The sequence below is a fragment of the Arthrobacter sp. 10T425 genome (assembly GCF_056393985.1).
Genome location: NZ_JBFTGZ010000004.1, coordinates 298,602 through 323,093 on the forward strand (window position 1 = coordinate 298,602; position 24,492 = coordinate 323,093).

Here is a 24,492-nt window from a genome sequence, read left to right on the forward strand (position 1 = left end):
TCGCGCCGGCAGCGCCGCACCGGCCGGACAGCAGTGCCCGCCGGACAGCGCCCCTTATTGGACGGCGGATTCCGGTTGCGGAGCCACGATCGCGGTGGCCCCTTCGATGGCACTGACCACAGCCTGCTGTCCGGGCGCCAGCACTCCCGATTCGGACCGCGCACTCCAGACGTCCCCGCCAATCTTGACGAGCCCGCCGTTTTCGCTCACAGCCTCCATGACGACGGCGGATTCGCCGATGAGGCGTTCAATGTTGGTGCGCTGATCCGCCGGTCCCCGGTGGAGATGCTTGAGGGCCACCGGCCGGACGAAGCCGATCATGAGCAGGGACACGACGCAGAAGGCGATGATCTGCAGCCACGGATCGGCGCCGGCGAAGTCCGCCACAAGCCCGGCGAGGGCGCCGCCGCCGAGCATGATGAAGAACAGATCGAGTGTGATCATCTCGACCACGGCAAACAGGAGAAAGAGCGTGAGCCACAACGCCCACCAATTCTCGATCAGCCATTCAGACATCAATTCCCCCTAGAGTTCCGGGAGCTGCAGGCACAGGTCCCCAGTAACTGTGATTCCATCCTAAGCGGAAAGGCAATAGCTGGGACCGGCGGTAGGGAATTGATGGCCAAAGTGGCCAAGTCGTTATTTCGCGGGTCGATTCCCCGGCCTGGCTTTCCGCCCCCGTCCCCTCCTGGGGGTGGTTTCAGGGCGTACCTGACGGCGCCTGCGAAGCGGCGGGAGCGGGAATGGTCAGCGGATGGGTTGAAAGACGCTGATCCGGAAGCGGGCCGAGACGGAGGTCCGCTCCGGAAGCGCGGCCTCGAGGGCTACCAGTGCGGCGCGGTCCAGGTGGTGGCCGGCCGGTCCCATGTAGGCCAGGTTGGCGACGTCGCGCGGGCCAAGGTTCAATGCCAGGTCCAGATCAGATGCTGCGACGGGCGCGAAGTGCTGGCCCAGGGACGCGGCGAGCCGCTCGTCTTTGGCCGGCTCGATCCCCAGCATCCCGGCCGGCCCGGCAACCTCCGCCAGGTGGCCGGGCCGCGGTGTGACCACGACAAGGCGGCCGCCGGGGCGGAGGACCCGGGCGAACTCGGGCGCGTTGCGCGGCGCAAAGACCACGGTGACGACGTCGACGGCCTTCTCCGCGACCGGCAACGGCTGCCAGACGTCCCCGACGACGTTCAAAGCCTCGGGGTTCAGCCTGGCTGCGCGACGCAGGGCGAACTTGGAAATGTCCAGGCCGATTGCCGCGGCCGGACAACTGTCCGCGGCCCGGTCCAGCACGGCCCTGAGGTAGTGGCCGGTGCCCGTTCCGGCGTCGAGCACGAGGGGCCGGCCGGCGGGGGCCTCCCGGAGCGCCGGTGTGGCGAGCCCGGCCACGGCATCGGCCAGCGGCTGGTAATGCCCCGCGGAGAGGAAGTCGAAGCGGGCCGCCACCATTTCTGCGCTGTCGGCTTCAAAAACCGTCCCCTTGCCGACCAGGAAGTTGAAGTAGCCCTGTCTGGCCGCGTCAAAGCTGTGGCCGGCCCCGCACACCAGGGTGCGGGCGCCGCCAGTGAAACGGAGGCCCTGGCGGCACACCGGGCACAGGAGGGGGAGATCGGCGGCGGGCATAGCTTTCATCCTATGCGCGGACCCCGGCCCGCCGCGCGGACGGGACATTGGCTACAGGGGCGCCGGGCACCGGGCAGGCCGCGGCGTGCCTCGCCGCACCGGCGCAACGTGAGGTGTTTCACAGCGGGCACGCCACGGGCTAGGCTCGCAATCGTGAAATCTGAACATCTTCCGCTGCTCAATTCCGTGTCCGCCCCTGCCGTGCACCCCGACGGTTCCCGCGCCGTGGTCTCCGTGCTCCGCCCGGACTTCGATGCCGATGCCTACGTGGGCCAGCTGTGGACCGTGCCCCTGGGCCAGGACCCGACCCACCCGGACTTCAACGACCCGGACCAGAGGCCACGCCGGCTGACCCGGGGCTTCCGTGACACAGCACCGGACTTTTCACCTGACGGCCGTGCCCTTGGGTTCCTGCGTGCGGCAGCGGACGGAAAGCTGCAGCTGTTCGTGGTGGAAGCCGCCGGCGGCGAACCCCAGCTGTTGACGGCGGCCCCACTGGGGGTCAGCTCCTTCACGTGGTCGCCTGATTCCCGCAGCATTCTCTTCAGCGCCAGGACGCCTGACGAGGGCCGGTATGGCAGCGTCGACGGCGTGAGTGCGGGCAGCGAGGACGCCCGGCTGATCACGGATTTCCAGTACCGGATGAACGGTGTTGGCTACATCGCTGACAAGCCGCTTCAGCTGTTCATCCTCGAGGTGCCGCAGCTTGACGCCGAACCGAAGGTGGCGCCGGCCGGACGCGCCCTGAAGGCCCTCGGCACCGCGGCCGATCCCGCGGAGAATGCTGCCGGGCTGCTGCCGGCCGCCAAACAACTCACCACCGCACCAGCGGACCACAACGGCGCCGGCTTCAGCGCCGACGGCGGCACCATCTTCTTCACCGCCGCCCTGCACGATGGGCGGGACACTGACCTCGTCAGTGGAATCTACGCGCTGCCTGTTGCCGGAGGGCAGCCGCAGGCTGTGGTGCCGGCCAACGCCGGACGGCAGAGCATCAGCGCCGTGCGCCAATCCGCCGATGGGCTGTGGCTCTTCTTCCTGGCCCAGGATCTGGGCGCATCCGGGCTGGACTTCGTGGCCAGGAACACCGTCCTCTATGCGATGCCTGCCGACGGCGGACACGCCACGGCGCTCAGCGATGCCGAGGCGCTGGACCTGTCCGGCGGCAGCCGGCTGGAGCTGCGCGGCGGCGCGGGCGCCCTGGTGCTGAACAATGCGCGGGGAACCGTCGAGCTGCACGAATTCGTTGCGACGGGCGGCCACACCGTCCTCCTGGAAGGCAACCGGGTGGTGACCGGCGCCGCGGAGGGTGGCGGAACGCTCGTGGTGAGTTTCAGCCATTCGACGACGGCCGGTGATGTTGCCGTGCTCGAGCGCGGGCAGGTGCGCCGCCTGACGGACTTTTCCGCCCAGCTGCGGAGCGTGGCGGGGATCAGCGAGCCGCAGGAACTGACATTGGCCTCGGCCGACGGGTACCCGGTCCATGGCTGGCTCGTGAAGCCGGCGGGCCCGGGACCGCACCCGGTGCTGCTGAACATCCATGGCGGCCCGTTTGCCCAGTTCGGGGTGGCGTTGTTCGACGAAGCGCAGGTCTATGCAGGGGCCGGTTACGCCGTGCTGATGTGCAATCCGCGGGGTTCGGCCGGTTACGGCCAGGCACATGGCCGGTCCATCAAGGAGCGGATGGGAACCGTGGACATGCAGGACGTCCTGGCGTTCCTGGACGGGGCAGTGGGGAAGTTCGAGGATCTGGACGCCGCCAATGTCGGCATCATGGGCGGATCCTACGGCGGCTACCTGACGGCTTGGACCATCAGCCACGACCACCGTTTCCGGGCCGCCATAGTCGAGCGTGGTTTCCTGGACCCCGTGAGCTTCACCGGTTCTTCCGACATCGGCTGGTTCTTCGGTGGCGAATACACCGGCCCGGCGGCGGAGCAAATGGCGGCCCAGAGTCCCATGGCGCGCGTGCAGCACGTACGGACGCCGTCGCTGGTGATCCACAGCGAGGAGGACCTCCGGTGTCCCGTGGAGCAGGGCCAGCGGTACTTCACCGCCCTCAAGCAACAGGGCGTCGAGACCGGATTCCTGGTCTTCCCCGGCGAGAACCATGAGCTGTCCCGCTCCGGCACGCCGCACCACCGGAAGCAGCGGTTCGATGAAATCCTGAAGTGGTGGGCCCGCTACCTGCCGTCCGCATCGAATCCGGCGCCGCAGCCCTAGCCCTGGCCCGCAGGCTTAGTCCGCGGCCGGGTCCGGCAGGAACCCGAGTTCCTGCCGGGCGCGGCTGATGTCCGGCTGGGCCCAGCGGGCGGAGTATTCGGCATTGTTGCTGATGGAGCGCAGCTCGGCCCGGTCCAGGAAGAGGATCCCTTGGAGGTGGTCGGTTTCATGCTGGACAATCCGGGCCTGCCAGCCGGAGAAAGTCTGCTGGAGTTTCGTGCCGTCCGGCGCCGTGAAATCGAGCTGGACTGATTCCGGCCGCACGACCGCCGCCTGCAGGCCGCCAATGGAGAGGCAGCCTTCGTAGAACGCCGCGGACTTCGCACCCAGGGGACGATAGCCCGGGTTCAGCATGGCAAAGAACGGCAGCGCCTCCCGCCCGCGGACGGCAGCGACGTCGGGATCGACGTCGAACTGGTCCTCCAGGACAGCGATCTGCAGCGGAATCCCCAGCTGCGGGGCCGCCAGGCCCACGCCTGGGGCCTTGTGCATCACGCTGCGCATGAGGTCGATGAGGTGGCCGAGGTCGGCATCAGTCAACTGGCCATCGTACGGCGCCGCCACGTGCCGGAGCACCGGGTGTCCGGCCTGGACAATCGGCGGGAGGATGCCGGCGCTCAGGATCTCCTGGACGGTCTCGCTTATCCGGGCGGCGCTGTAGTCAGTGGGCCTGGCGTCATAGGGCATGCCCCCACACTACTGGCGCCCGCACGCCTTTGTAACAAAGTCGTAGATGCGGGCGCGAAGTTGGCTGCCGGCGTCGATCTTCACAATTCCCTCGCGGCCCGCCACCCTGACCTGCAGGGGCAGGAGTGTGCCCACCTTGTCTTCGGCCACTGCATGGGGATCGCAGCGGGAGGGCCTGATGCCGAGGCGCACTTGGGCCGGGGCACCGCCGGCGCGGACCGTCACCGACCGGGGCCACGGGGCTTGTGAGGCCTCCGCCAGCAGCGTGGTTTCCTCGATCCGGTCTATCACCAGTTCACCGGCGCCGGCGGCGGCGCGCGGTTGCAGCAGCAGACGCACGACGGCGGTCCGACCGTCCGCGCCCACCTCAAGCTCGGGATCCAGCGTGATCGTGGCGACGGCCGAGGCTTCCCGGGCAAGGCACAGCTCCGAATTGTTCCGCGCCAGGACGCCGAACGGGTCTGTTGCCGGGGCCATGGCCGGGACCGGCACGGCACCTTCCGGCGTGGCCAGCCGCAGGGATACACGGGCGTCGCCCGCAGCCCCGGAGGTGGCTCCCGGTCCGGCCGGGCCGCCGCAATCCGGGGCGGGCAACGGTGCCGGCAGGCTCTTGGGCTGTCCGGGCGGAAGCTCGATCCCGCCGGTGCGGGCGGACCAGATGATCGGGGCCGCGAAGAGAGGGCTGGTCAGTTCCGCGCCGAGGACCGTCAGGGCATGGCCGGTGGTGTTCGTGAGCTGGATTTCGATGATCTGCTTGCTGTAGTTGTCGCGGAACTGGCTGATTTCCGCGGTCACGGGGCCTGCGGGGATCGGGGTCGCCGACGCCGTCGCGCTTGCCGGGGAGGCGGTGCCGCCGGCCGTTCCGGAGCTGCATGACGCCGCCGCGCCGAGCAGCACCGTGGCGGCCGCTGCCCGCAACACCCAATACGATGCGGCGCCGCGCATCCCGGGAAGTCCGTCCATGCGGACAGTCTATTCCGGGGCAAACCCGTGCCAATGCGCTGCCTAGTGCATCGTGAAACGGCGGGCGATCAGGGAATTCACCGGCGGAACTGCGGCGACGCCTGAGATGCCACGGTTCCGCAGCGCCAGGAGACGGTCCGTGAGGGGCCGGCCCAGGGCCATGTTTATTTCCGCCTGGCGTGCGGCCCTCGCCGCCGCCCGCAACCGGGTCCGCTCAAAGGTCCGGAGGCGATCCGAGACATCCCGGCCGCGCACGGCCGCCGAGACGATCGGTGCCAGCTCCGCCGCATCCAGCCAGCCGAGGTTCATGCCCTGCCCGCCGATGGGGCTCACCTCGTGGGCCGCATCCCCGATCATCACCACCCGGCCGGCCACCATCCGGGGGACCAGGCGCGTGCGGACGCCGAAGCGGCTGAGCATGCTGTTGGTCCCGGCGTCGATGTCGAGTCCCGTCCGTTCGCGCACGCAGCTCATGAGCCATCGGGCGTCCGCGCCGGGTCCGCCGGCACCAGGTCCGCCGGCACCAGGTCCACCGGGCGGGGAGCCGCCGGCCGGGGAGTCGCCGGTGCCGAGCCGGACCACCCAGCGGCGGAGCTGGCCGGGCAAGGGGAACGACTCCACGATGCCGGCGCCGGAGAGGAACAGTGCCGCGTCCGGACCGAACCCCGTCCCGTCCGCGAAGTCACCCATCAGGTAACTGTCCGGGTACTCTTTCACGCGCACGTCGACGCCCTGCAGCGCCCGCACCGTGGAACGCACACCGTCGGCAGCAATGACCAGCGGCGCCGAATAGCGCAGGGCGCCACTCCCGGAGTCGGCTTCAACGCTGACCCGGCCGCCGTCGTCGGACAGCCCGGTGAGGCGGACGCCGCGGTGCAGGGCGCCGTCGCCGAGCTCGTTGACCCGCCGTTCCAGGTGCGCCTCAGTACGGGCCTGGGGCAGGGACAGGACGAACGGAAAGCGGTCCGAGACGCCGGCAAAAGACATCCGGGCGAGGCATTTTCCGCCGGCCAGTGCCATGCCTCGGCGGATCTGGACCCCCTCGGCAATCATGGCCTCGGCAACTCCGGTTCCCGCGAGCGCGGCCAGCGCCGGCGGATGGATGCCGATGGCGCGCGACTGCGGCTCCGGTGCGCCCCGCTGTTCCAGCACCTGCACATCCACGCCGTCCTGCAGCAGCAGCGCGGCCATGAACAGCCCCACCGGACCGGCACCGATGATCAGAACCTCAGCCACTGGCGCCGGGCCCTGACTGGTTGGCGCCGCCGGGAGTGCCGTGCAGCAGCAGGTTCCGGAAGGGGGCGTGGCGGGCGACGGTCCAGCCCGGGGGAGCGGCGGCGGCCAGCTCCGCGGCGGTGTAGCTTCGGCGGATCGAGGTCAGCCCGTCCTGCCGGATGTAGGAGCCGGTGAGCACCCAGGAGCCGGCAGAGAACAGCGCGTAGGCGGCGGGGCTGCGGCGGATGTCGTTGTGGACCACTGTGCCGCGGGACAACCGGGCCGACTCGGCGAGAAACGCTTCCAGCCCGTCAAGGTGGTGCAGGACATGGTTGGATACCACGAGGTCGTACCGGTGGCCCTCTTCGAGCAGCTCCGCGCTGGCCGCCTGGCGGAACGTCACGTCCGCCGTCGAGTGGCGGGCGCGGGCGAACAGGATCGCCCGCGGATCCGGGTCAATGGCGGTGACCTCGAGACGCAGTCCGTCCCGGGCCGCCCACCGGGCCAACAGCACGGAAACGTCGCCCCCGCCGCACCCGATATCCAGCAGGGACGTGACGGAAGCAGTGGACAGCCGGGGCCTGATCCGGGACCGGTAGATGCCGCGCCAGCCGGCGACGGCACGGTTGACAAGCGCAAACTGGGCATACGTGCGCTCCAGGCGGCCGGGGTCGCAGCCCGGCAGGTCCATTTCCTCGACGGCGTCGGATGCGCGGTCCCGCAGGAGGGCCGCCCGAAGGTGTTCCGTGCCCCGCTTCGCGCTGAACGGTTTCAGCGTGGCCGCTTTCAGACCCGCACCGCTACGGACTGTGCAGGTTCCGCCGGTTCGGCCGCCGGCTCCTGCCGCGGAGCTGCGGCGGGCCGCGCGGCCGCCACCCGGGTGAAGAGCGCCGTCTCGACCGTCAGGCCCGGACCGAAGGCCATGGAGCAGATCCGTTCCGCACCCGGGCCGGCCCCGGCGTCGTCTGCGGCATCGTCCGCTGCCGGCAGTTCGAGGATGTGCTTGAGGACGAACAGGACGGTGGCGCTGCTCATGTTGCCGAAGTTCCGGAGGGTTTCGCGGGCCGGGACCAGCTGCTCGTCGCTGAGCTCCAGCCTGGACTGGACCTTGTCCAGAATGCTCCGGCCGCCCGGGTGGATGCCCCAGTGCTCGATCTCCCGGTAGGGGAGCCCCTTCAGCGAGCCGTCGCGGGACAGGAGCGGTTCCAGCGCGCCAATGATGTGATCATCGATGATGTGCGGGACATAGTTGCCCAGCACCATCTCGAAGCCCTCGTCACCGATGTTCCAGGCCATCGAGTCCTCCCCGACGGGCGTCAGGACGGTTTCGAAGTGGTCCAGCCGCAGCAGGGGCGTTTCCCCGGGGATGTCCCGCGCTGTGATGATGGCCGCGGCAGCGCCGTCGGCGAACAACGCCGACCCCATGATGGTGTCCGGATCATTGGAGGTCCGGACGTGAAGGGAACAGAGTTCGGCGCAGACCACCAGCACCGTCGCCTCCGGATCCGCCTCGCAAAAGGACTTCGCCGCCCGCATCGCCGGGAAGGCTGCATAGCAGCCCATAAAGCCGAGGTGGTACCGCTGGACAGCCGGATTCAGGCCGAGGGCCCGGACAATCTTGTAGTCCGGGCCGGGATTGAAGAATCCGGTGCAGGAAACCGTGATCAGGTGGGTGATGTCCCGCTCCTCGACGCCCGGGCAGGCATCGAGGGCTTTTTGGGCTGCTTCAATGAAAAGCTTGGTCGCTTCCGTGGCGAAAATGCCGTTCCGGGTCTTGGTGCTGGGGCTGAGCACCAGGCCGGTGGCGGGGTCGAAGAACTGGGGGTTTTCCGCCTGGCTGTCCGCGGTGAGTTCCTCCACCGCCGTGTGCCGGGTGTCGATGGCTGCGGAGTCAAAGCACGTGTTGACGAGCCGGGATCCGAGCCGGGTGAGGCCCGGCTGGGCGGCGAACACGGCCCTGGCCTCGGGCTGGACCAGGATGGTTGGCGGGACTGCAGTTTCCAGAGACCTCAGGTAGACCGTCATGGTTCATTCTCAGCGAGCCTGCCGCCAAAGACAATGGAACGGCCGGAGATTCAGGAACACCTCCGGGCTGGACAACTCCGGCACGACGTAGCACGATCGCACTTGTGACCAGCAAACCCGACCGGGCGCAGCGCTTGCGCGACCTCGCGCTGTTACGCCGCGTCCGCGACCGAATGGACCGGGAATACGCACAGCCGCTGGATGTCGAGGCCCTCGCCCGCGGCGCCCACATGTCCGCGGGGCACCTCAGCCGCGAGTTCCGCCTGGCGTACGGCGAGTCGCCGTACAGCTATCTCATGACACGGCGCATTGAACGCGCGATGGCCCTGCTGCGCCGCGGCGACCTGAGCGTCACCGAGGTCTGTTTTACGGTCGGCTGCTCGTCGCTGGGCACCTTCAGCACCCGCTTCACCGAACTGGTTGGCGTGCCGCCCAGCGTCTACCGGCGCGAGGCTGCCAGGGCAACCGCAGGGATGCCCTCATGCGTCGCGAAACAGGTCACCAGACCGGTCAGGAATCGAGAAGTCCCGGCCCCCGAACCGCAACTAGCATGAAGTCCATGGACATTAACATTCACGCGAGTTTCCTCCCACACAACGATCCCGACGCCGCCCTGGCCTTCTACCGGGACACCCTCGGCTTCGAGGTCCGCAACGACGTCGGCTACGGCGGGATGCGCTGGATCACGGTCGGCCCGGCCGGCCAGCCGGACACATCCATCGTCCTGGAACCGCCGGCCGCCGATCCCGGCGTCACCGACGAAGAGCGCGGCACCATCGACGAGATGATGGCCAAGGGCACCTATGCGCGCATCCTCCTGGCCACCAAGGACGTCGACGCCACCTTCGAGCGGCTGCAGGCCAGCGGCGCCGAGGTGGTCCAGGAACCGACAGAGCAGGCCTATGGGGTGCGCGACTGCGCCTTCCGCGATCCCGCGGGCAACCTGATCCGCATCCAGCAGCCGATCTAAGGTGGCCGCCGGCCACCGCCGGGCCGGCCACCAGCTGGTTAGATAGAGCCAGTCGACGACGACGGGGACGCTTGGGGCTGCCCCGCCCAACAGATGGAGACACGATGAGCATTGCCACGAGCACGGACACGCAGCCGCCCGCGCTGCATGAAGCGGACAGCCACGACCTGATCCGCGTGCAGGGCGCACGGGAGAACAACCTCAAGGACATCAGCGTCGAGATCCCGAAGCGCCGCTTGACGGTGTTCACCGGCGTGTCCGGCTCGGGCAAGAGCTCGCTGGTTTTCGCCACCATCGCCGCCGAGTCGCAGCGGATGATCAACGAGACCTATAGCGCGTTTGTGCAGGGCTTCATGCCCAACCTGGCGCGGCCCGAGGTGGACCACCTCGAGGGGCTGACGACGGCGATCATCGTTGACCAGGAGCGGATGGGCGCCAACCCCCGATCCACCGTCGGCACCGCCACCGACGCGAACGCCATGCTCCGGATCCTCTTCAGCCGCCTGGGCATGCCCCGCATCGGGCCACCCACTGCCTTCTCCTTCAACGTCCCGACGCGCAAGGCGAGCGGGGTGATGAGTACCGAGAAAGCCGGCGGCCGGGTCGAGCGGAGCGTGGTGCGCGATGTGGTCTACCTGGGCGGCATGTGCGCACGCTGCGAGGGGATGGGCTCGGTTTCGGACTTCGACCTCACCGCGTTGTACGACGACAGCAAATCGCTCAGCGAGGGTGCCCTGACGATCCCCGGCTACAGCATGGACGGCTGGTACGGCCGGATCTTCAGCGGCGCCGGCTTCGACATGGACAAGCCGATCGCGAAGTTCACCAAGAAGGAAATGCACGACCTCCTCTACAAGGAGCCCACCAAGATCAAGGTCGAGGGCATCAATCTGACCTACGAGGGCGTGATCCCGAAGATCCAGAAGTCGATGCTCTCCAAGGACGTCGACGCCATGCAGCCGCACATCCGGGCCTTCGTGGAACGCGCCATCACGTTCCAGGCCTGCCCCGAGTGCGACGGCACCCGGCTGAGCCCGGAGGCCAGGTCCGCGAAGATCCAGGGCAAGAACATCGCGGACCTCTGCGAGATGCAGATCAGCGACCTCGCCGCATGGATCCGCGAGCTTGACGCCCCTTCCGTCGCACCCCTGCTGAAAGGCCTGCAGCACCTGCTCGACTCGTTCGCCGAAATCGGGCTGGGTTACCTCTCGCTGGACCGTCCGGCGGGCACCCTGTCCGGCGGCGAGGCCCAGCGCACCAAAATGATCCGGCACCTGGGCTCGTCCCTTACCGACATCACCTACGTCTTTGACGAGCCGACGATCGGCCTGCACCCGCATGACATCGAACGGATGAACCAGCTGCTGCTGCAGCTGCGGGACAAGGGCAACACCGTGCTCGTCGTCGAGCACAAGCCGGAGACCATCGCCATCGCCGACCACGTCATTGACCTTGGCCCCGGCGCGGGTACGGCGGGCGGCAGCGTGTGCTTCGAGGGAACCGTGGAGGGCCTGCGGGCGAGCGACACCATCACCGGGCGGCACCTCGACGACCGGGCCAGGTTGAAGGACTCCGTGCGTACCCCGTCCGGCACGCTCGAGGTGCGGGGCGCCTCGACGCACAACCTCAAGGACGTGGACGTCGACGTCCCGCTCGGCGTGCTCTGCGTCGTCACGGGTGTTGCAGGTTCGGGCAAGAGCTCGCTGATCGACGGCTCGGTGGACGGCCGGGACGGTGTGGTGGTGATCGACCAGGGCGCCATCAAGGGTTCGCGGCGCAGCAACCCTGCGACGTACACGGGCCTCCTCGAGCCGATCCGCAAGGCGTTCGCGAAGGCCAACGGCGTGAAGCCGGCGCTGTTCAGCTCCAATTCGGAGGGTGCCTGCCCCACCTGTAACGGCGCGGGTGTCATCTTCACCGAGCTCGGTGTCATGGCCACGGTCGAATCCACCTGTGAGGACTGCGAGGGCCGCCGGTTCCAGGCGGCAGTTCTGGAGTACACGTTGGGTGGCCGGAATATTGCCGAGGTGCTGGCCATGTCGATGACCGAAGCCGCGGTGTTCTTCAGCGAAGGGGAGGCCCGCACCCCGGCGGCCCACAAGATCCTCGACCGGCTCGTCGACGTCGGGCTGGGCTACCTCACCCTGGGCCAGCCGCTCACCACGCTGTCCGGTGGCGAGCGGCAGCGCGTCAAGCTCGCCACCCAGATGGCGGAGAAGGGTGATGTCTACGTCCTCGACGAGCCCACCACCGGCCTGCATCTCGCCGACGTCCAGAACCTGTTGGGACTCCTGGACCGGCTCGTCGACTCCGGCAAATCGGTCATCGTCATCGAGCACCACCAGGCGGTCATGGCGCACGCCGACTGGATCATCGACCTTGGTCCCGGCGCCGGGCACGACGGCGGCCGGATCGTTTTCGAGGGCACGCCCGGCAGCCTTGTGGCCGCCCGCTCCACCCTCACCGGCGAGCACCTCGCGGCTTACGTCGGTTCAGTGGCTGAAAACAGCATCAAGTGAACGAATGCGGTGAATCGGGGGACTAATCTGGGGGCGTGGCAAGCATTCGAGACGCTCAAAAGCAGATGACCCGCCGGCTTTTCCTCGACAAGGGGCTGGAGCTTTTCGAGGAGAAAGGGTTCGCCGCCACCACGGTGGATGACATCTCCGCTGCCGTGGGCACCACCAGGGCAACCTTCTATTCGCATTTTCCGTCCAAAGCCCAGCTCATGCGCTCGCTCGTCGAGCGGTCCAACGAGATGCTGACGGAGGCCGATGTCCCGCCGCTGCATTCGGTGGTGGAGTCCGGGGACCGCGAGCTGATCAGGGTCTGGCTGGCCCGGAAATTTGACCAGTGGGCCGACATCCGCCCCTATGTTGTGGCGGCTCACCAGGCCGCGGCCAGCGAACCGGACATCCAGGCGGCTTTGGACCAGTGGTTCGACACGGCGATCGACGACATGCAGGCGGGCCTCGACAGCGCCGGGCGTTTTGACCCGGCCAGCCGCCGGGTCCGCTGCGCGCTGGCCTTCGGCGAGCTGGAGTTCTTTTCCCGGCGCTGGATGCGGCTCGGCTGGACCGTGGACCGCGATACTTCACTGGATCTGATGGTCGAGAACTGGTGCTTCCTGCTGGCTGAGTGAGCAGGCAACACCAGGGCGCAGCCTGTTGGCTGCGCCCTGGTGTTGTCAGCTGCCGCACGGCATCAGCGCGCCTGGACGCCCGCCGGCTGGCCCTCCGCCGGTTGGCGGGAGGTGAACGGCAGGACCAGCCTGGACTGGTGGGCGGCGTCGCGGTAGATCTTGTGGGTGACGGGCCGGCCCACCGGCAGATGGAAGGCATCCGGCGGCAGCAGCGCGTTGTGCTCGTCGGCCAGCGGCTCGCCGTTCGAGAGCTCTGCGATGAGCTTGTGGCCCGGCTTGAAAGTGTTCGCGAACGGATAGAGGCGCAGGATGTACTCCTCGATCGTCCCCGGCTCCACCGGCACACTGCGGGTGTGCGGGTGGAGCGGGTTGCCCTCGGTGCTGCGGTCGTCAAGTTCGCGGTGCGAGGCCTTCAGGTATCCGCTGGTGATCAGCTGGCGCGCGCCGGTGGGCGCGTAATCCCACAGGCGGAGGATGAAGTTGGTGTCCGGCTGGTCGATCTCGGCGAAGATGTGCGCGGCACCGGTGCCGATCATCTCCGTGTCCTCCTCGAAGGCAGGCGTGGACCAGCTGATGATCTCCACCTTGTCGGTCACTGTCAGCGGCGCCTGGTAGAAGCCGTCCGGGGCGGCGTACTCCGCGCCCATCAGCTCGGGCTCGGTCGACAGTTTGTGCCGCGGGCGCAGATAGAGGGACTTGTACTCGACGTCCTTCGGCGGCCACGCCTCCGCAGTCACCAGCTCACGCGAGCCCTCCACGAAGACGCTCACGGCCGGCTCGTCCATGACGCCGTTGTCGATGCCCTTGATCCAGTAGTCGTACCACCGGAACATCTTGTCGTGCTCTTCGATGAAGGGACGCGACTGCATCGGCGGGTACGGGCCGATGTCCAGCTTCTTGGGGCCCTTCAGCTCCTTGAACAGCTCAATCGTGCCGTCCATCGTCCAGCCGCGGCCCTGGTCGATCTGCAGGTAGACCGGGATGTCGATGTTCGGGGCCAGCGTGATGGGGTTGCGCTCCTCGTACCAGTCCCCGTCGAGCTCGTTCATCACAATGTCGAACCAGGCCTCGTGGTTCTTCGGGTAGTTCAGGACATGGACCAGGTTCGGCCAGGCGGCCACGTCCGGGTCCGCAAGACGCGTGGCAACCAGCTTCGTCAATTCCCCGGGGGAGTACTTCTCGATCATGCGGGACTTGACGTTGTCCGTGAACGCCCAGCCGGAATCGCCGCCGCGGCCCTCGCGTGCAGCACGCGGCATGAACCACATGATGCCGCCATGGTAGGTGGTCTCGTAGAAGTCGTAGTGGCCGCCGGAGACAAAGATCGCCTTCAGGTGCGGCGGCCGCTCGGCCGCTGCCAGCACCTGCATGGAGCCGAAATAGGAGATGCCGACCATGCCGACGTTGCCGTCGCACCACGGCTGCGCGGCGACCCACTCGATGAAGTCGTAGGCGTCCTGGCCAAGCGACACGCCACCGGCGTTGTAATTGCCGATATGTTCGCCGCCGGAGTGACCCGAGCCGCGCAGGTCGCCAATGACGTGAACGTAGTCCTCCTTGACGATGCGGGCGATGTCGCCGGCCTCGATGCAGCCGTCCCACATCGGGCTGGGGCGCCGCTGTGGCGGGGTTGTGAGGGCCAGCGCCTGCAATTCTTTGCCGTAGGGGCTCAGGGCTACGAGGGCGGGGCGCGGTTTGTCCCCGATACCGTGATAGGCGTCCGCGGCGAGCTCGACGCCGTCCCGCATCGGGACCCGGAGGTCCTTGCGGACGGCGATTTTCTCCGCGCCGGCATCCAACATCTTCAGGTCATCCATGGGTGCGAAGCTCCTCATCTTTGGTCAGGCGGTCAAAGGCCGTGCGGTAGCCGTGGAGCGTCGTGAAGAACGGGGACGGCTCGAGGCTGGGGTCGCCCGCGTAGCCGAGTTCTGCAGCGACGCGGGCGAAGGGCGAGTATGGCGAGTCCGTCTCCTGGAGGCCGTCGCGAAGGTACCGGCGGGCGGCGTCGTCGATTCGGGTCTCGAGGTCCAGGCTTCCCTGCAGGGCATTCCGGGCCGCCTCACGGTCCAGTTCAACGCCGTACGGCACGCCGTCAGCGCCCCGGTACGGGTGGCCCAGGTACAGGTGTTGCGGGCGGACGTCGTCGCGCAGGTACCGCAGACTTGAGCGGTAGGCGGCCGGATCCTCGTAGCCGGGGAAGCCGTTGGCCGCTCCGTGGATCTGCACGGCATCGCCGACGAAGACCGACTGCTGCCCGTCCACGACGTAGGCGACGGACCCGGCCGTGTGGCCGGGGATGTGGTGGACCGAGACGGTGACGTCCCCGCCCAGGGCGAGGGTCTCGCCGCCCCTAACCAGCATGGTCGGCTCCATCTCGCCGGAGATGACGTGGTTCGCGGCTTTCGTCTGCTCCTCGATGGCATTCGGATTGTCGATGTACTGCTGGCGCACGTCCACGTACTGGTCGACGTGCGCGCGCCGGGAGCGCAGCAGAGGCGCGTCGGCCTCGTGGATCACGACCTCCGCGCGCCGTCCGGTGAGCTCCCATAGGGCGTGCGCACCGCCGAGGTGGTCGATGTGGCCGTGGGTCAGCAGGATCCAGCGCACGTCCTCGATCCGGCGGCCGATCGCCTCCAGTGCCGGGACCATGCCTTCGGCAGGCGAGGACGCGATCCCGGTGTCGACGATGGCGGGCTCGGTAGCGTCGATGAAGAAGCTGTAGAGTCCGAACCGGCCCCACGGCGAGACCAGGGGATGAACAGCGACTGGCCCTGTCATTGCCCGGCCCCCGCGTTCAGGAAGTCGCCTGCTTCCTCGAAGGCCCGGTAGAACTCCGGGATCCAGGAAAAGTTCTGGACGAAGCCGTGGTTGGCCCCCGGGTAGCGGCTGACGGCCGCCACGACGCCGGCCTCCGCCAGTCGCTGGCCGTAAAGTTCGCCCTCATCGCGCAGGGGGTCGTGCTCGGCGGTGATGATGAGCGCCGCCGGCAGGCCTGTGAGGTCATCGCGCTTGATGGGGGAGACGAGCGGGTCCGCCGGGTCCGCCGCGCTCTCCAGGTAAAAGGAGTTGAACGGCTTGAGGCCCGCCGTCTCCAGCCCGAATCCTTCGGCGTTCTCCCGCAGCGAGGCGTAGCGGTCGACGTCGAAGTCCAGGTCCAGGGACGGGTAGAAGAGGACCTGATGCGTGATCCGGTCGAACCCGTCGTCGTGGGCCATCGCTGCGACGGCAGCGACGAAGTTGCCGCCCGAACTGTCGCCGGCGATGGCAAGGTTCTTGCCGTCCCAGCCCAGGCTCGTACCCTGCTCGGCGGCCCAACGGACCACCCCGTAGCAGTCGTCGAGGCCGGCAGGGAAAGCAGCCTCGGGCGCCAGGCGGTAGCCGACAGAGATGACCTTATGACCTGTCTCCTTGGCCAGGGCCCGGGCAACGTGGTCGTGCGTGTCCAGGCTGCCGAGGAAGAACGCCCCGCCGTGGAGGTACACCAGAAGCCCATGAGCGCCGGCCCCGGCCGGCGTGTAGATCCGCACGGGCACCTCGCCCGATGGCGTCACTGCGGTGGCGTCCTCGACGCAGTGCAGCGGCAGACGGTCCTCCAATGCGGGAACCTGCGCGGCCTCGCCGGCGCGCATGGCCCCCGGGTTCAGCGGCGAGCCGTCGGGCGCCGGCAGGGTGCTGAGGATCTTGGCAATTTCGGGATGGATGGTCATGAGTCAGGCCTTCGACTCTGCTGGTGCGTTGACGGCGGCGGGCTTCTGGGACGTGGGCTTTTGCCCCGGGAAGACGTCATTGACCTCGTCCTCGGTCCACCCCTGACGCGAGATGCGCTGCAGCTCGTCCGTTACCGGCTTGCGGGTTGCCTGGAACAGGGCCAGTGCATCCTTGACAGAGCCGGCCTCCGCCAAGGCATCGGCGAGCGCACCGGCATCCTCGATGGCCGAGTTGGCGCCCTGGCCCTGGTGGTGCAGCATCGAGTGGGCCGCATCGCCCATGAGCACGACGGAGTCCGTGTGCCACGTGTCGACCGGGTCGATGTCGTAGACGGCGCGGATGTTGACGGTGTCCATGTCGAGGCCGCGGGCGATGTTGACGATCCGCTCGTCGAAGCCCTCCACCGTCGCCACGAGGTCATCCTTCGTGATGGTGGGGGCCCAGGTGCTGTCCGGGCACAGTGCGGTGATATCGAAGGACATCTGGTTGCGGTGGCGCAGCGGCAGCAGGTAGACCTTCGTGCCCCTGCCCATGTACATCCGCAGGTTGTCGTCCACCACCATGCCGTGGGCGTCGTCGGCGGAGATCACAGCGCGGTAGGCGTGTTCGCCGGAGAACACCGGGCCTTTGTCGCTGAAGAGCTGCTCGCGCACCACTGACTTGATGCCGTCGGCGCCGACCACCAGGTCCGCCTCGACCGTCGTGCCGTTGGTGAAGGTCAGGACGGGGCGGCCGCCCTTGTCCTCGATGGTCTCCAGCTTGTGGCCAAGGTGCACCATGCCCTGCGGCAGCACGCTCAGGAGGGCATCGATGAAGTCGCCGCGGTGGATGAGGTGGGTCTGGCTCTGCCCGCCGAACTCCGGCCAGGTGTCCTTCATGATCGGCTCACCCGTGGCGGTGAGGATTTCGAAGTAGTCGCTCGGGGAGCTTACGTTCGCGATCGTGTCGAAGATGCCCCACTGGCTGAACCGGTGCATGGTGGCAGGACGCAGCCCGATGCCGGCGCCGACCTCCCGCATCTGGGATGCCTGTTCGTACACGCTGACGTCGGCACCGAGCAGGCTCAGGGCCTTGGCCGCCGCGGCGCCGCCGTACCCCGCGCCGACGATGGCGATCTTGAGGTTCTTGATGTCTTCAGCCTTCATGGTTTCATCTCTTTCTTGACTCTTTCTGGGCCCGGGCCATGTCTGGCGGAACGGGCAAGTTGTGGTGGTCTGTCCGGAATCAGGCGTGAAGGGACAGGAAGTCGGCCGGGTTGTCCTCAAGCAGGAGTTTGAGGGTGGCGTCGTCGATACCGGCCGCGCGCATGTCGGGGATCATGTCCTCGAAGATGTAGTTGATGGTGTGGCCCTTCACGCCCGGCCAGCCCAGCGGGCTGCAGTTTGCGTCCGCCGAGACGAGGAGCTTGTCCGCATAGCCCTTGTTCACGAGGTTGACGAAGTGCTCCATGCGTTCGGCACGTTTGCGGCCCCAGAACGGCGGATCAGGCAGCTCGAGGTCGTAGCCGAAAGTGTCGAAGCCGATGCGGCCGCCCTGCTCGTAGATCCAATCGTGCGGGGTGACCGGAGCGTTCAGGCCGTCGTCGGCGTGGCCGAAGAGCACGCGGTCCAGCGGGAGGCCTTCTTCGTTGAAGATGTTCACTGCCGGTTCCGGGTCGATGGCCAGGTGGGTCAGGACCGGAGCGCCGGTGACGACGGCGGCGCGGGCCGCGGCCCGGTAAATGCGCTTGTCCAGATCCGTCATGCGTCCGCCGCGGCTCACGCCGACCTTGATGACGCCGGCCTTGGCGCCCGTGTTGCCGATGCCGACGGTGATCTCGTGGATGAAGACCTTCGTGAGGTAGTCCACGCTTGCGCGGGAGAAGTGCGGCAGGGCGGTGTCTCCGCCGACGAAGCCGGTGCAGGCAACGATGTGCACGCCCGTCTTCCGGGACAGGGACTTGTAGTAGTCGACGTCGCGGCCGTTGCAGATGCCCGTGGCGTCCACGAAGGTACCGCCGCCGTATTCGCGGAACTTCCGCAGCTTCGGCACGGTTTCCTCGTACGCCTGCTCCGGCGACTTCCACCACCTGGTATCCAGTTCGGACCCGGGCATGCCGTAGCCGATGTGCTCGTGGACCGCCACGATTTCCAGTTCTTCGGCCGGGATGGTTCCCAGCACGGTGTTGACCTTGGTCATTCGTTCACCTCAGGGTTTCGAAAGCTTGTTGTGTGTGGACCGAGCGGTGCTTAGCGCACGGTCAGCAGGTTGCGCGGGTTATCCACGAGGATGCGCCGGGCGTCTTCGTCGCTCAGGCCGTGGGCCTTGAGGTACGGCACGAACGTCGTCAGGACGTGGCTGTAGGGCAGGTTGTACTCCGGCAGCCCTTTGGCAACGCCGATCGAGTTGCCCGACAGGATGATCCGGTCGGCATGGCCTGCCTTGACGAGCCCGAGCACCAGTTCGGCGCGGTCATGGTCGGTGAGGTAGTCCGCGTGGTCGTTCAGGCCCACATGGTCGATGCCGACGAAGGCTCCCCGGCCGGCCACCTCGCTGGCGGAGCCGGCAGCGTCCTTGCGGTCGAGGTCGCCGACGAGCACCCGGTCGGCCCCGAGCTGCTCGTCCAGGACGATGTCCAGATCGTGCAGGACATCGGCGCCAAAGCGGATAGAGACCGGGACGCCGGTGTTCCTGGCGGCGCGGGCGGAGCCGCGGAACAGGCTTTCCTCGGTCGGTGTCATGCCGGCGCGGTCGGCAATGGTCGCGACGATGCCGGCGGCGGCGCGGCGCTCGACCCGGGGAACCACCATCCCCTCAGTGACCTCCTTGCCGAAGAGATCGGCGAACTTTTCGGCCGGCCACGGGGTGGGCGGGTTGGTCTGCGGCGTCAGGAAGTATCCGCCGAGTTCTTCCTCCGGGCCCAGGCCCGTGGAGGCGACGATGTGGACGCCGGTGGTGCGGGACAACGCCTCGTAGAGCTTGAGGTCGCGGCCGTGGAACATGCCCGTGCTGTCGACGATCGTCTGCCCGCCGTGCTCGCGGAAGTCCGCGAGCTTGGCCGCCAGGGCCTCGAAGATCTGTGCCCTGTCCATGGAGATCTCTGGTGCGTACTGGGCGCCCGGGACCACTGACAATAGGGCCTCATGGAGCGCGACTACGCCCAGTTCCGAGGCAGGGACGGGACCCAATACCGTATTGACGGTTTGCCCGGTGGGGGCGTGGAACGTGTCCCCGCTATCGACGGGTGTGGTGTGACTCACTTGGCTTCTCCCTTGAAGATCGGGTGCTGAATACAGGGGCGCCGCGGTGCCTGACCGTGCCGTAGCCCCGTTGCGGTGTAGCCAGCATCACATCTTTCTTTACATTGTGTCAAGAAAACAGACGAGCCGTACACATCCCCTGGATGCCGGTGCGTTCATGAAGCAAACGTTGAGTATGTTTTCTTGACATCTCGTAAAGATTGATATCAGACTGTGGTGAGCGCCACATCCACCTCCGCCTGCCGGCTCTTGCTCCGGCAGGGCACCAGTCATGGCGCGTCACCGGAGGATCGACCCGGAACAAAGGAGTTTCATCGATGAGTCAGACCATTTCGGTACCGAGCCGCAGCTCGGTGCGAGCCACTTTCATAGCCGCCTACAGCGCGGTCACACTGGCCCAGATCACCAACGCGCTGCCGGGCGCCCTCAGCGGCACGTTCGCCGCGGAATTCCATACTTCAGGCGCGGGCCTGACCTGGATCGCGGGCATGTTCTTGATGGGTATTGTCGTGTTCGAGCTCAGCTGGGGCCTCCTGGGCGACCTGTTCGGACGCAAGAAGCTTCTGTACATCGGAGCCGGGGTCAGCATCGTCGGCTCCGTCATGGCTGCGCTGGCGCCGACAACCGAGATGATGATCGCCGCCCAGGCCGTCGGCGGCATTGGGGCGGGCATCCTGTTCCCCATCTCGCTGTCCATGATCGCCGCGATCACCCCGGATCACCGCGCACGGGCGAAGGTCATCGCCACGTGGGCCGGGTTCCTGTCCCTCGGCGCGGTGATCTCCCCAGTGCTCGCTGGCTTCACCGCGCAGTTCTTCACCGTGCCGGGTGCTGCGCCGGGTGCGCCGAACGAGTTCAGCGGCTGGCGGGCGGCCTACCTGGTTGCGGCCGCAATTGCCGTGCTCGTACTCCTCGTCGCGCTCCGGGCGAAGGACTCCGCAGCAGCCGAGGGGCGCAAGTTGGACATCCCCGGCCAGATTACGCTCGCGCTCGGACTTATCGCCGTCCTCTACGCCACGGTGACAGCGGTTGATGCCGGCTTCGGCAGCGCCCAGGTGATTGCAAGCTACGTCGCGGGCGGAATCCTCCTGGTCTCCTTCGTCGTCATCGAATCACGCACCGCGCAGCCCCTGATTCACCTGTCGCTGTTCAAGAACAGCGCCTACTCGATCACCGGCATTGTGGCGGTCACCGGCATGTTCGCCTTCCTCGCGATCTGCTTCAGCACCAGCGTCGCCGTCAGTGGACTCGCGCTGGCCGAGACCTGGAAGGTCGGTGTGCTGTTCGTCTTCATCCAGGGCCCGGCATTCGCCTTCATCCCGGTGGTGGGGTGGCTCATCCACCACGTAGCACCGCGCTGGGTGCTCACCGCGGGCTTCGTCCTCATGGCAGTCTCCGGTTTCTGGCTCTCGACATTCGCCCTCGGCACTCCGGAGGCCTTCGGCGGCACCCCCTGGACGGCCTTCATTCCGCCGCTCCTGCTGTTGGGTATCGGATTCGCGCTCACCGTCGGTTCCGTCACCGCTGTTGCCATCAACACCGTCCCGCCCCAGCAGATCGGCATGGCTTCGGCGACGACGAACCTCCTGCGCGACCTCGGCTTCGCCCTCGGCCCCGTTGTCGGCTCAGCTATCGCCTTCGGCATCGGAGCCACGGCCTTCGCGGGTCCCCTTGCCGGGATCCTCGGCGGGGCGGGACTGCCCGCAGAGGCCGTCAGCGGGCTGGCGAACGTGCCGCCGCTGGGCTTCCTCGCCGGCTGGGACGGGGTCATCGCCCAGTTCTCCGGCCAGGCGCTGGCAGGCGGCGCGCCCACCCCGGCGGTCGACGGTATGGTCCAGGCCCTCAACGCCGCACAGCCGCAAATCCAGGGCGTGGCAGGGACCTCACTGGGCCAGGGGTTCCAGGCCGTATACCTCACCGCGGGCATCGCGGCGATCCTCTCCGCCACTCTCACCCTCTTCATCTCTGCACGGTCCTCGGCGCCCGCGCCCGAGGCCATCGCCGAGACCACCGAAGTAAACGCCGAGGCCGCCGTCTAAGCCTGACGGCCTCCGGCACTGACCTGACCACCTAAAATCCACAAGGAGAACACCGTGACTGCACCCACCGAATCCGGCATCGACATCTGGGACGACGACGTCCTGGTCGACCCGTACCCCACCTACGCCGCGCTCCGCGAGCAGGCCGCAGTGGTCCACCTCCCCAAGAACGACCTCTACGTCCTGACGCGCTACGACGTCATCCGCGACGCGCTCGGCGATCCGGAGACCTTCTCGTCCACCAGCATCGGCTTCAACCCCATGGTGAACGAGGCCCTTCAGGGCACCTCCCTCGCCTCCGACCCGCCCGTCCACACCCAGCTCCGCGCCACGCTGTCCCAAAACCTCACCCCCCGGGCGCTCCGCGGCCTGAAAGTCGTCATCGACGAAAAGGCTGACAAGCTCGTCGCCGAACTCGCCGCCAGCGGCAGCTTCGAGGCCATCGATTCCCTGGCCCGCGCCTTCCCGATCGAAATCGTTGCCGACCTCATTGGCTTCCAGGGACACGTCAAGGACAACATGCTGCGCTGGGGCCAGGCCGCGATGCAGGTCCTCGGCCCGCTGAACCAGCGCACCCAGGAGAGCTTCCCGATCGCCGGCGAGCTCTACGGCTGGTGCTCGTCGGTCACCGCAGAAGACCTGGCGCCTGGCTCGATCGGCCGAGGTATTTTCGATGCCGAGACACGCGGCGACATACCCCAGGGTTCTGCGGGGCACATCATCCACCAGTACCTGGGAGCGGGCGTTGACACGACAATCGCGTCAATCGGGAACATCATTGCGCTGTTCGGCCGCCACCCCGAGCAGTTCGACCTGGTCCGGAAGAACCCGGACCTGGTCCCCGCAGCGTTCGCCGAAGTGCTGCGCTACTGGGCCCCGGTCCACATCTGGGGCCGCAAGGCAATGCGCGACGTGGAGATCGAGGGCGTCACGATTCCAGCAGGTGCGCAGGTGGGCATCCTCTTTGGGGCCGGCAACCGCGACCCGCGGCACTACGGGGATCCCGACACCTTCAACGTGATGCGGAACCCGGTGGACCACCTGTCCTTCGGCTACGGACCGCACGGCTGCGCCGGCCAGGGCCTGGCGAAACTGGAAGCGCATGCGATCATTGAGGCGCTTGCCCGCAGGGTGAAAACGCTGACGGTTACCGACGAGGTCCGGGAGCCGAGCAACATCACGCGGAGCCTCGAGTCGCTCCAGGTCGCCAAGGTGGTGGCAGCATGAGGATCGAACTTGACCGGCCGCGCTGCGAGGGTCACGGCCTCTGTGAAGAAGCCGCGCCCCGGCTGATGCACCTCGACGATGACGGCGAGCTGGTACTCGACGTCCCGGACGTCGAAGGCGCTGACCTGGACGCCGCGAAGGCGGCGGTAAGGGTCTGCCCGGTTGCCGCACTGCGATTGGCCGCGGCATGACGATGCGAAAGATCGTGGTGGTCGGCAACGGCATCGCCGGGCTCACGGCCTGCGACTCGCTGCGCTCGGCCGGCTTCGACGGCGAGCTCACCGTTGTGGGCGCGGAGCGCCACCAGCCCTACAGCCGGCCGGCCCTCTCCAAGGCGCTGCTGCACGCTGTCGACGGGCAAAGCGACGGCGGACTCCAACCCCATGTGCTCCCCGAGCCGACCCACGAAGCAACGGAGCTGCTCGGAGTCAGCGCCACGGGCCTGGACGTCGGGGCCCGGCTGGTGCGCCTGGACGGGGGAGGGGAGCTGCCGTATGACGGCCTCGTCATCGCTTCGGGTTCCCGGGCAAAGCGACTCGGGGCGGGTGCGCAAGAGACGCAGAAGAAGGGAACAGCCGGACCGCAACGGGACGGTTCCCACCGGGAACTCACCCTGCGCACCATCGAGGATGCGATCCTCCTCAAGGAACGCGTCGCATCGCGCCCGTCGGTTATCGTGATCGGCGGCGGAGCGCTGGGCATGGAGGTCGCGTCCGGTTGCGTGCACGTGGGCTGCGAGGTCACCCTCGTCTCCGACGGCAAGCCCCTGGCGCGTCAGCTCGGCGACCATCTGGCGGACATCTTCACCGCCGCCGCCATCCGGCGCGGACTGCGCGTGGTTGGCGGCGGGAAGGCCCGGCTTGTCGATCACGGTGCCGGGGCAAAGGTCGTCCTGGCCGACGGCACCGTGCTGGAGGCTGACCTGGTGGTCACCGCCATCGGCGATGAGCCGAACATCGGCTGGCTCGCCGGCTCGAACCTTCTCGTCGACGGAGAGCTGCGGGTCGATTCGCGCGGCAGGCTCCGGCCGGACATCGTCGCCGCCGGCGATGTGGCGTCCTTCCCGACCCGCCGCGGGGTGGAACGGGTGCCCCTCTGGACCAGCGCCATCGACCAGGCCAGGGTCGCCGGCGTCGGCCTCCTGAAGGGTGACGCGGCGCCCGAGTTCGACTTCCAGCCCTACTTTTGGACGGAGGGCTTCGGCCTCTCGCTCAAGTCGGCGGGCTTCGCGCCGGCTGTCGGGCCTCCCGACTACTGCGAGCCCGGCGGGGGCGCGGACTCGATGCTGCTTCGCTGGGACAACACGGACGGTTCCGGCACCGCCGCCGCGCTTAACTACCGAATCCCCGTCCCCAAGCTGCGCCGGTTCGCCGACGCCGGTCCGGCCGCGCTGCGTGCGGCGCGCCCGCTCGAACCTGACGCCGCACAACACCGTTAGGATTG

Annotated in this window: 22 protein-coding genes; 9 read left to right on the plus strand and 13 right to left on the minus strand. The window is 67.9% G+C overall.

The features are described 5' to 3' along the window. Positions 1–54: 54 nt before the first annotated feature. Both AC1DDH_RS07175 and AC1DDH_RS07180 read right to left on the minus strand, forming a co-directional pair. A complete protein-coding gene (locus AC1DDH_RS07175) occupies positions 55–516 on the minus strand; it encodes an NfeD family protein (RefSeq protein ID WP_028276336.1) in 462 nt (153 codons plus the stop codon). 231 nt (positions 517–747) lie between these two features. Beyond that, positions 748–1,611 (minus strand): methyltransferase domain-containing protein, encoded by an 864-nt coding sequence (locus AC1DDH_RS07180; protein ID WP_476955138.1) that lies wholly within the window; start codon positions 1,609–1,611, stop codon positions 748–750. Positions 1,612–1,764: 153 nt separating this feature from the next. On the opposite strand from AC1DDH_RS07180, the gene AC1DDH_RS07185 reads away from it, so the two are divergent. Further along, the gene (locus AC1DDH_RS07185; RefSeq protein ID WP_476955139.1) at positions 1,765–3,834 is read left to right on the plus strand and encodes a S9 family peptidase; all 2,070 of its coding nucleotides are present in this window, start codon (positions 1,765–1,767) and stop codon (positions 3,832–3,834) included. Between the two features lie 15 nt (positions 3,835–3,849). Here AC1DDH_RS07185 and AC1DDH_RS07190 read toward each other — a convergent pair whose 3' ends face one another. From AC1DDH_RS07190 to AC1DDH_RS07210, 5 genes are all read right to left on the minus strand, one after another. Continuing rightward, entirely contained in the window at positions 3,850–4,521 is a 672-nt protein-coding gene (locus tag AC1DDH_RS07190; protein ID WP_476850906.1) for a peptide deformylase, read from the minus strand. A 9-nt stretch (positions 4,522–4,530) separates the two neighbouring features. After that, complete coding sequence (locus AC1DDH_RS07195) at positions 4,531–5,484, minus strand: hypothetical protein (protein ID WP_476955140.1); 954 nt, start codon at positions 5,482–5,484, stop codon at positions 4,531–4,533. A 42-nt stretch (positions 5,485–5,526) separates the two neighbouring features. Next, a complete protein-coding gene (locus AC1DDH_RS07200) occupies positions 5,527–6,720 on the minus strand; it encodes an FAD-dependent oxidoreductase (protein WP_476955141.1) in 1,194 nt (397 codons plus the stop codon). Next, a complete protein-coding gene (locus tag AC1DDH_RS07205; RefSeq protein ID WP_476955164.1) occupies positions 6,713–7,423 on the minus strand; it encodes a class I SAM-dependent methyltransferase in 711 nt (236 codons plus the stop codon). The genes AC1DDH_RS07200 and AC1DDH_RS07205 overlap by 8 nt, the downstream gene beginning before the upstream one ends. A 62-nt stretch (positions 7,424–7,485) precedes the next feature. After that, a complete protein-coding gene (locus AC1DDH_RS07210) occupies positions 7,486–8,724 on the minus strand; it encodes a type III polyketide synthase (protein ID WP_476955142.1) in 1,239 nt (412 codons plus the stop codon). A 104-nt stretch (positions 8,725–8,828) separates the two neighbouring features. Here AC1DDH_RS07210 and AC1DDH_RS07215 point away from each other — a divergent pair, with 104 nt between their 5' ends. The 4 genes from AC1DDH_RS07215 (at position 8,829) to AC1DDH_RS07230 (ending at position 12,836) form a co-directional block, all read left to right on the plus strand. Beyond that, positions 8,829–9,278, plus strand: coding sequence for a helix-turn-helix transcriptional regulator (locus AC1DDH_RS07215; RefSeq protein ID WP_223916339.1), 450 nt, complete (start codon positions 8,829–8,831; stop codon positions 9,276–9,278). Then, on the plus strand, positions 9,275–9,694 hold the full coding sequence (locus AC1DDH_RS07220) for a VOC family protein (RefSeq protein ID WP_223916337.1): 420 nt from the start codon (positions 9,275–9,277) through the stop codon (positions 9,692–9,694). The genes AC1DDH_RS07215 and AC1DDH_RS07220 overlap by 4 nt, the downstream gene beginning before the upstream one ends. A 104-nt stretch (positions 9,695–9,798) precedes the next feature. Then, positions 9,799–12,213, plus strand: a complete 2,415-nt coding sequence (locus tag AC1DDH_RS07225; protein WP_476855864.1) for an ATP-binding cassette domain-containing protein — start codon at positions 9,799–9,801, stop codon at positions 12,211–12,213. A 35-nt stretch (positions 12,214–12,248) separates the two neighbouring features. Beyond that, on the plus strand, positions 12,249–12,836 hold the full coding sequence (locus AC1DDH_RS07230; RefSeq protein WP_028276328.1) for a TetR/AcrR family transcriptional regulator: 588 nt from the start codon (positions 12,249–12,251) through the stop codon (positions 12,834–12,836). Positions 12,837–12,898: 62 nt separating this feature from the next. On the opposite strand, the gene AC1DDH_RS07235 is transcribed toward AC1DDH_RS07230, so the two are convergent. From AC1DDH_RS07235 to AC1DDH_RS07260, 6 genes are all read right to left on the minus strand, one after another. Continuing rightward, positions 12,899–14,653 carry a CocE/NonD family hydrolase gene (locus AC1DDH_RS07235; protein WP_476955143.1) on the minus strand — a complete coding sequence of 585 codons (1,755 nt, stop codon included), beginning with the start codon at positions 14,651–14,653 and terminating at the stop codon, positions 12,899–12,901. Beyond that, positions 14,646–15,614: an MBL fold metallo-hydrolase gene (locus AC1DDH_RS07240; RefSeq protein WP_476850898.1), complete on the minus strand. Its 969-nt coding sequence runs from the start codon at positions 15,612–15,614 to the stop codon at positions 14,646–14,648. The genes AC1DDH_RS07235 and AC1DDH_RS07240 overlap by 8 nt, the downstream gene beginning before the upstream one ends. Further along, on the minus strand, positions 15,611–16,543 hold the full coding sequence (locus AC1DDH_RS07245) for an alpha/beta hydrolase (RefSeq protein WP_476955144.1): 933 nt from the start codon (positions 16,541–16,543) through the stop codon (positions 15,611–15,613). The genes AC1DDH_RS07240 and AC1DDH_RS07245 overlap by 4 nt, the downstream gene beginning before the upstream one ends. Before the next feature lie 3 nt (positions 16,544–16,546). Next, on the minus strand, positions 16,547–17,689 hold the full coding sequence (locus AC1DDH_RS07250) for an FAD-dependent monooxygenase (protein ID WP_476855859.1): 1,143 nt from the start codon (positions 17,687–17,689) through the stop codon (positions 16,547–16,549). A 79-nt stretch (positions 17,690–17,768) separates the two neighbouring features. Continuing rightward, a complete protein-coding gene (locus AC1DDH_RS07255) occupies positions 17,769–18,722 on the minus strand; it encodes a phosphotriesterase family protein (protein ID WP_476850895.1) in 954 nt (317 codons plus the stop codon). A gap of 50 nt (positions 18,723–18,772) precedes the next feature. After that, on the minus strand, positions 18,773–19,783 hold the full coding sequence (locus AC1DDH_RS07260) for a phosphotriesterase family protein (RefSeq protein WP_476850894.1): 1,011 nt from the start codon (positions 19,781–19,783) through the stop codon (positions 18,773–18,775). 317 nt (positions 19,784–20,100) lie between these two features. On the opposite strand from AC1DDH_RS07260, the gene AC1DDH_RS07265 reads away from it, so the two are divergent. The 4 genes from AC1DDH_RS07265 to AC1DDH_RS07280 are packed head-to-tail and all read left to right on the plus strand — an operon-like array spanning position 20,101 to position 24,487. Then, positions 20,101–21,822: an MFS transporter gene (locus tag AC1DDH_RS07265; RefSeq protein ID WP_476850893.1), complete on the plus strand. Its 1,722-nt coding sequence runs from the start codon at positions 20,101–20,103 to the stop codon at positions 21,820–21,822. A 54-nt stretch (positions 21,823–21,876) separates the two neighbouring features. Further along, complete coding sequence (locus AC1DDH_RS07270; RefSeq protein WP_476955145.1) at positions 21,877–23,049, plus strand: cytochrome P450; 1,173 nt, start codon at positions 21,877–21,879, stop codon at positions 23,047–23,049. Next, a complete protein-coding gene (locus tag AC1DDH_RS07275) occupies positions 23,046–23,240 on the plus strand; it encodes a ferredoxin (protein WP_028276320.1) in 195 nt (64 codons plus the stop codon). The genes AC1DDH_RS07270 and AC1DDH_RS07275 overlap by 4 nt, the downstream gene beginning before the upstream one ends. Continuing rightward, positions 23,237–24,487, plus strand: a complete 1,251-nt coding sequence (locus AC1DDH_RS07280; protein WP_476955146.1) for an NAD(P)/FAD-dependent oxidoreductase — start codon at positions 23,237–23,239, stop codon at positions 24,485–24,487. The genes AC1DDH_RS07275 and AC1DDH_RS07280 overlap by 4 nt, the downstream gene beginning before the upstream one ends. Positions 24,488–24,492: the final 5 nt, after the last annotated feature.

What these genes read in the sequence shown, in the direction of transcription:
- AC1DDH_RS07175 (WP_028276336.1), bottom strand. Translation starts at nt 516, where the DNA reads ATGTCTGAATGGCTGATCGAGAATTGGTGGGCGTTGTGGCTCACGCTC.
- AC1DDH_RS07180 (WP_476955138.1), bottom strand. Translation starts at nt 1,611, where the DNA reads ATGCCCGCCGCCGATCTCCCCCTCCTGTGCCCGGTGTGCCGCCAGGGC.
- AC1DDH_RS07190 (WP_476850906.1), bottom strand. Translation starts at nt 4,521, where the DNA reads ATGCCCTATGACGCCAGGCCCACTGACTACAGCGCCGCCCGGATAAGC.
- AC1DDH_RS07195 (WP_476955140.1), bottom strand. Translation starts at nt 5,484, where the DNA reads ATGGACGGACTTCCCGGGATGCGCGGCGCCGCATCGTATTGGGTGTTG.
- AC1DDH_RS07210 (WP_476955142.1), bottom strand. Translation starts at nt 8,724, where the DNA reads ATGACGGTCTACCTGAGGTCTCTGGAAACTGCAGTCCCGCCAACCATC.
- AC1DDH_RS07220 (WP_223916337.1), top strand. Translation starts at nt 9,275, where the DNA reads ATGAAGTCCATGGACATTAACATTCACGCGAGTTTCCTCCCACACAAC.
- AC1DDH_RS07225 (WP_476855864.1), top strand. Translation starts at nt 9,799, where the DNA reads ATGAGCATTGCCACGAGCACGGACACGCAGCCGCCCGCGCTGCATGAA.
- AC1DDH_RS07235 (WP_476955143.1), bottom strand. Translation starts at nt 14,653, where the DNA reads ATGGATGACCTGAAGATGTTGGATGCCGGCGCGGAGAAAATCGCCGTC.
- AC1DDH_RS07240 (WP_476850898.1), bottom strand. Translation starts at nt 15,614, where the DNA reads ATGACAGGGCCAGTCGCTGTTCATCCCCTGGTCTCGCCGTGGGGCCGG.
- AC1DDH_RS07245 (WP_476955144.1), bottom strand. Translation starts at nt 16,543, where the DNA reads ATGACCATCCATCCCGAAATTGCCAAGATCCTCAGCACCCTGCCGGCG.
- AC1DDH_RS07250 (WP_476855859.1), bottom strand. Translation starts at nt 17,689, where the DNA reads ATGAAGGCTGAAGACATCAAGAACCTCAAGATCGCCATCGTCGGCGCG.
- AC1DDH_RS07255 (WP_476850895.1), bottom strand. Translation starts at nt 18,722, where the DNA reads ATGACCAAGGTCAACACCGTGCTGGGAACCATCCCGGCCGAAGAACTG.
- AC1DDH_RS07265 (WP_476850893.1), top strand. Translation starts at nt 20,101, where the DNA reads ATGAGTCAGACCATTTCGGTACCGAGCCGCAGCTCGGTGCGAGCCACT.
- AC1DDH_RS07275 (WP_028276320.1), top strand. Translation starts at nt 23,046, where the DNA reads ATGAGGATCGAACTTGACCGGCCGCGCTGCGAGGGTCACGGCCTCTGT.
- AC1DDH_RS07280 (WP_476955146.1), top strand. Translation starts at nt 23,237, where the DNA reads ATGACGATGCGAAAGATCGTGGTGGTCGGCAACGGCATCGCCGGGCTC.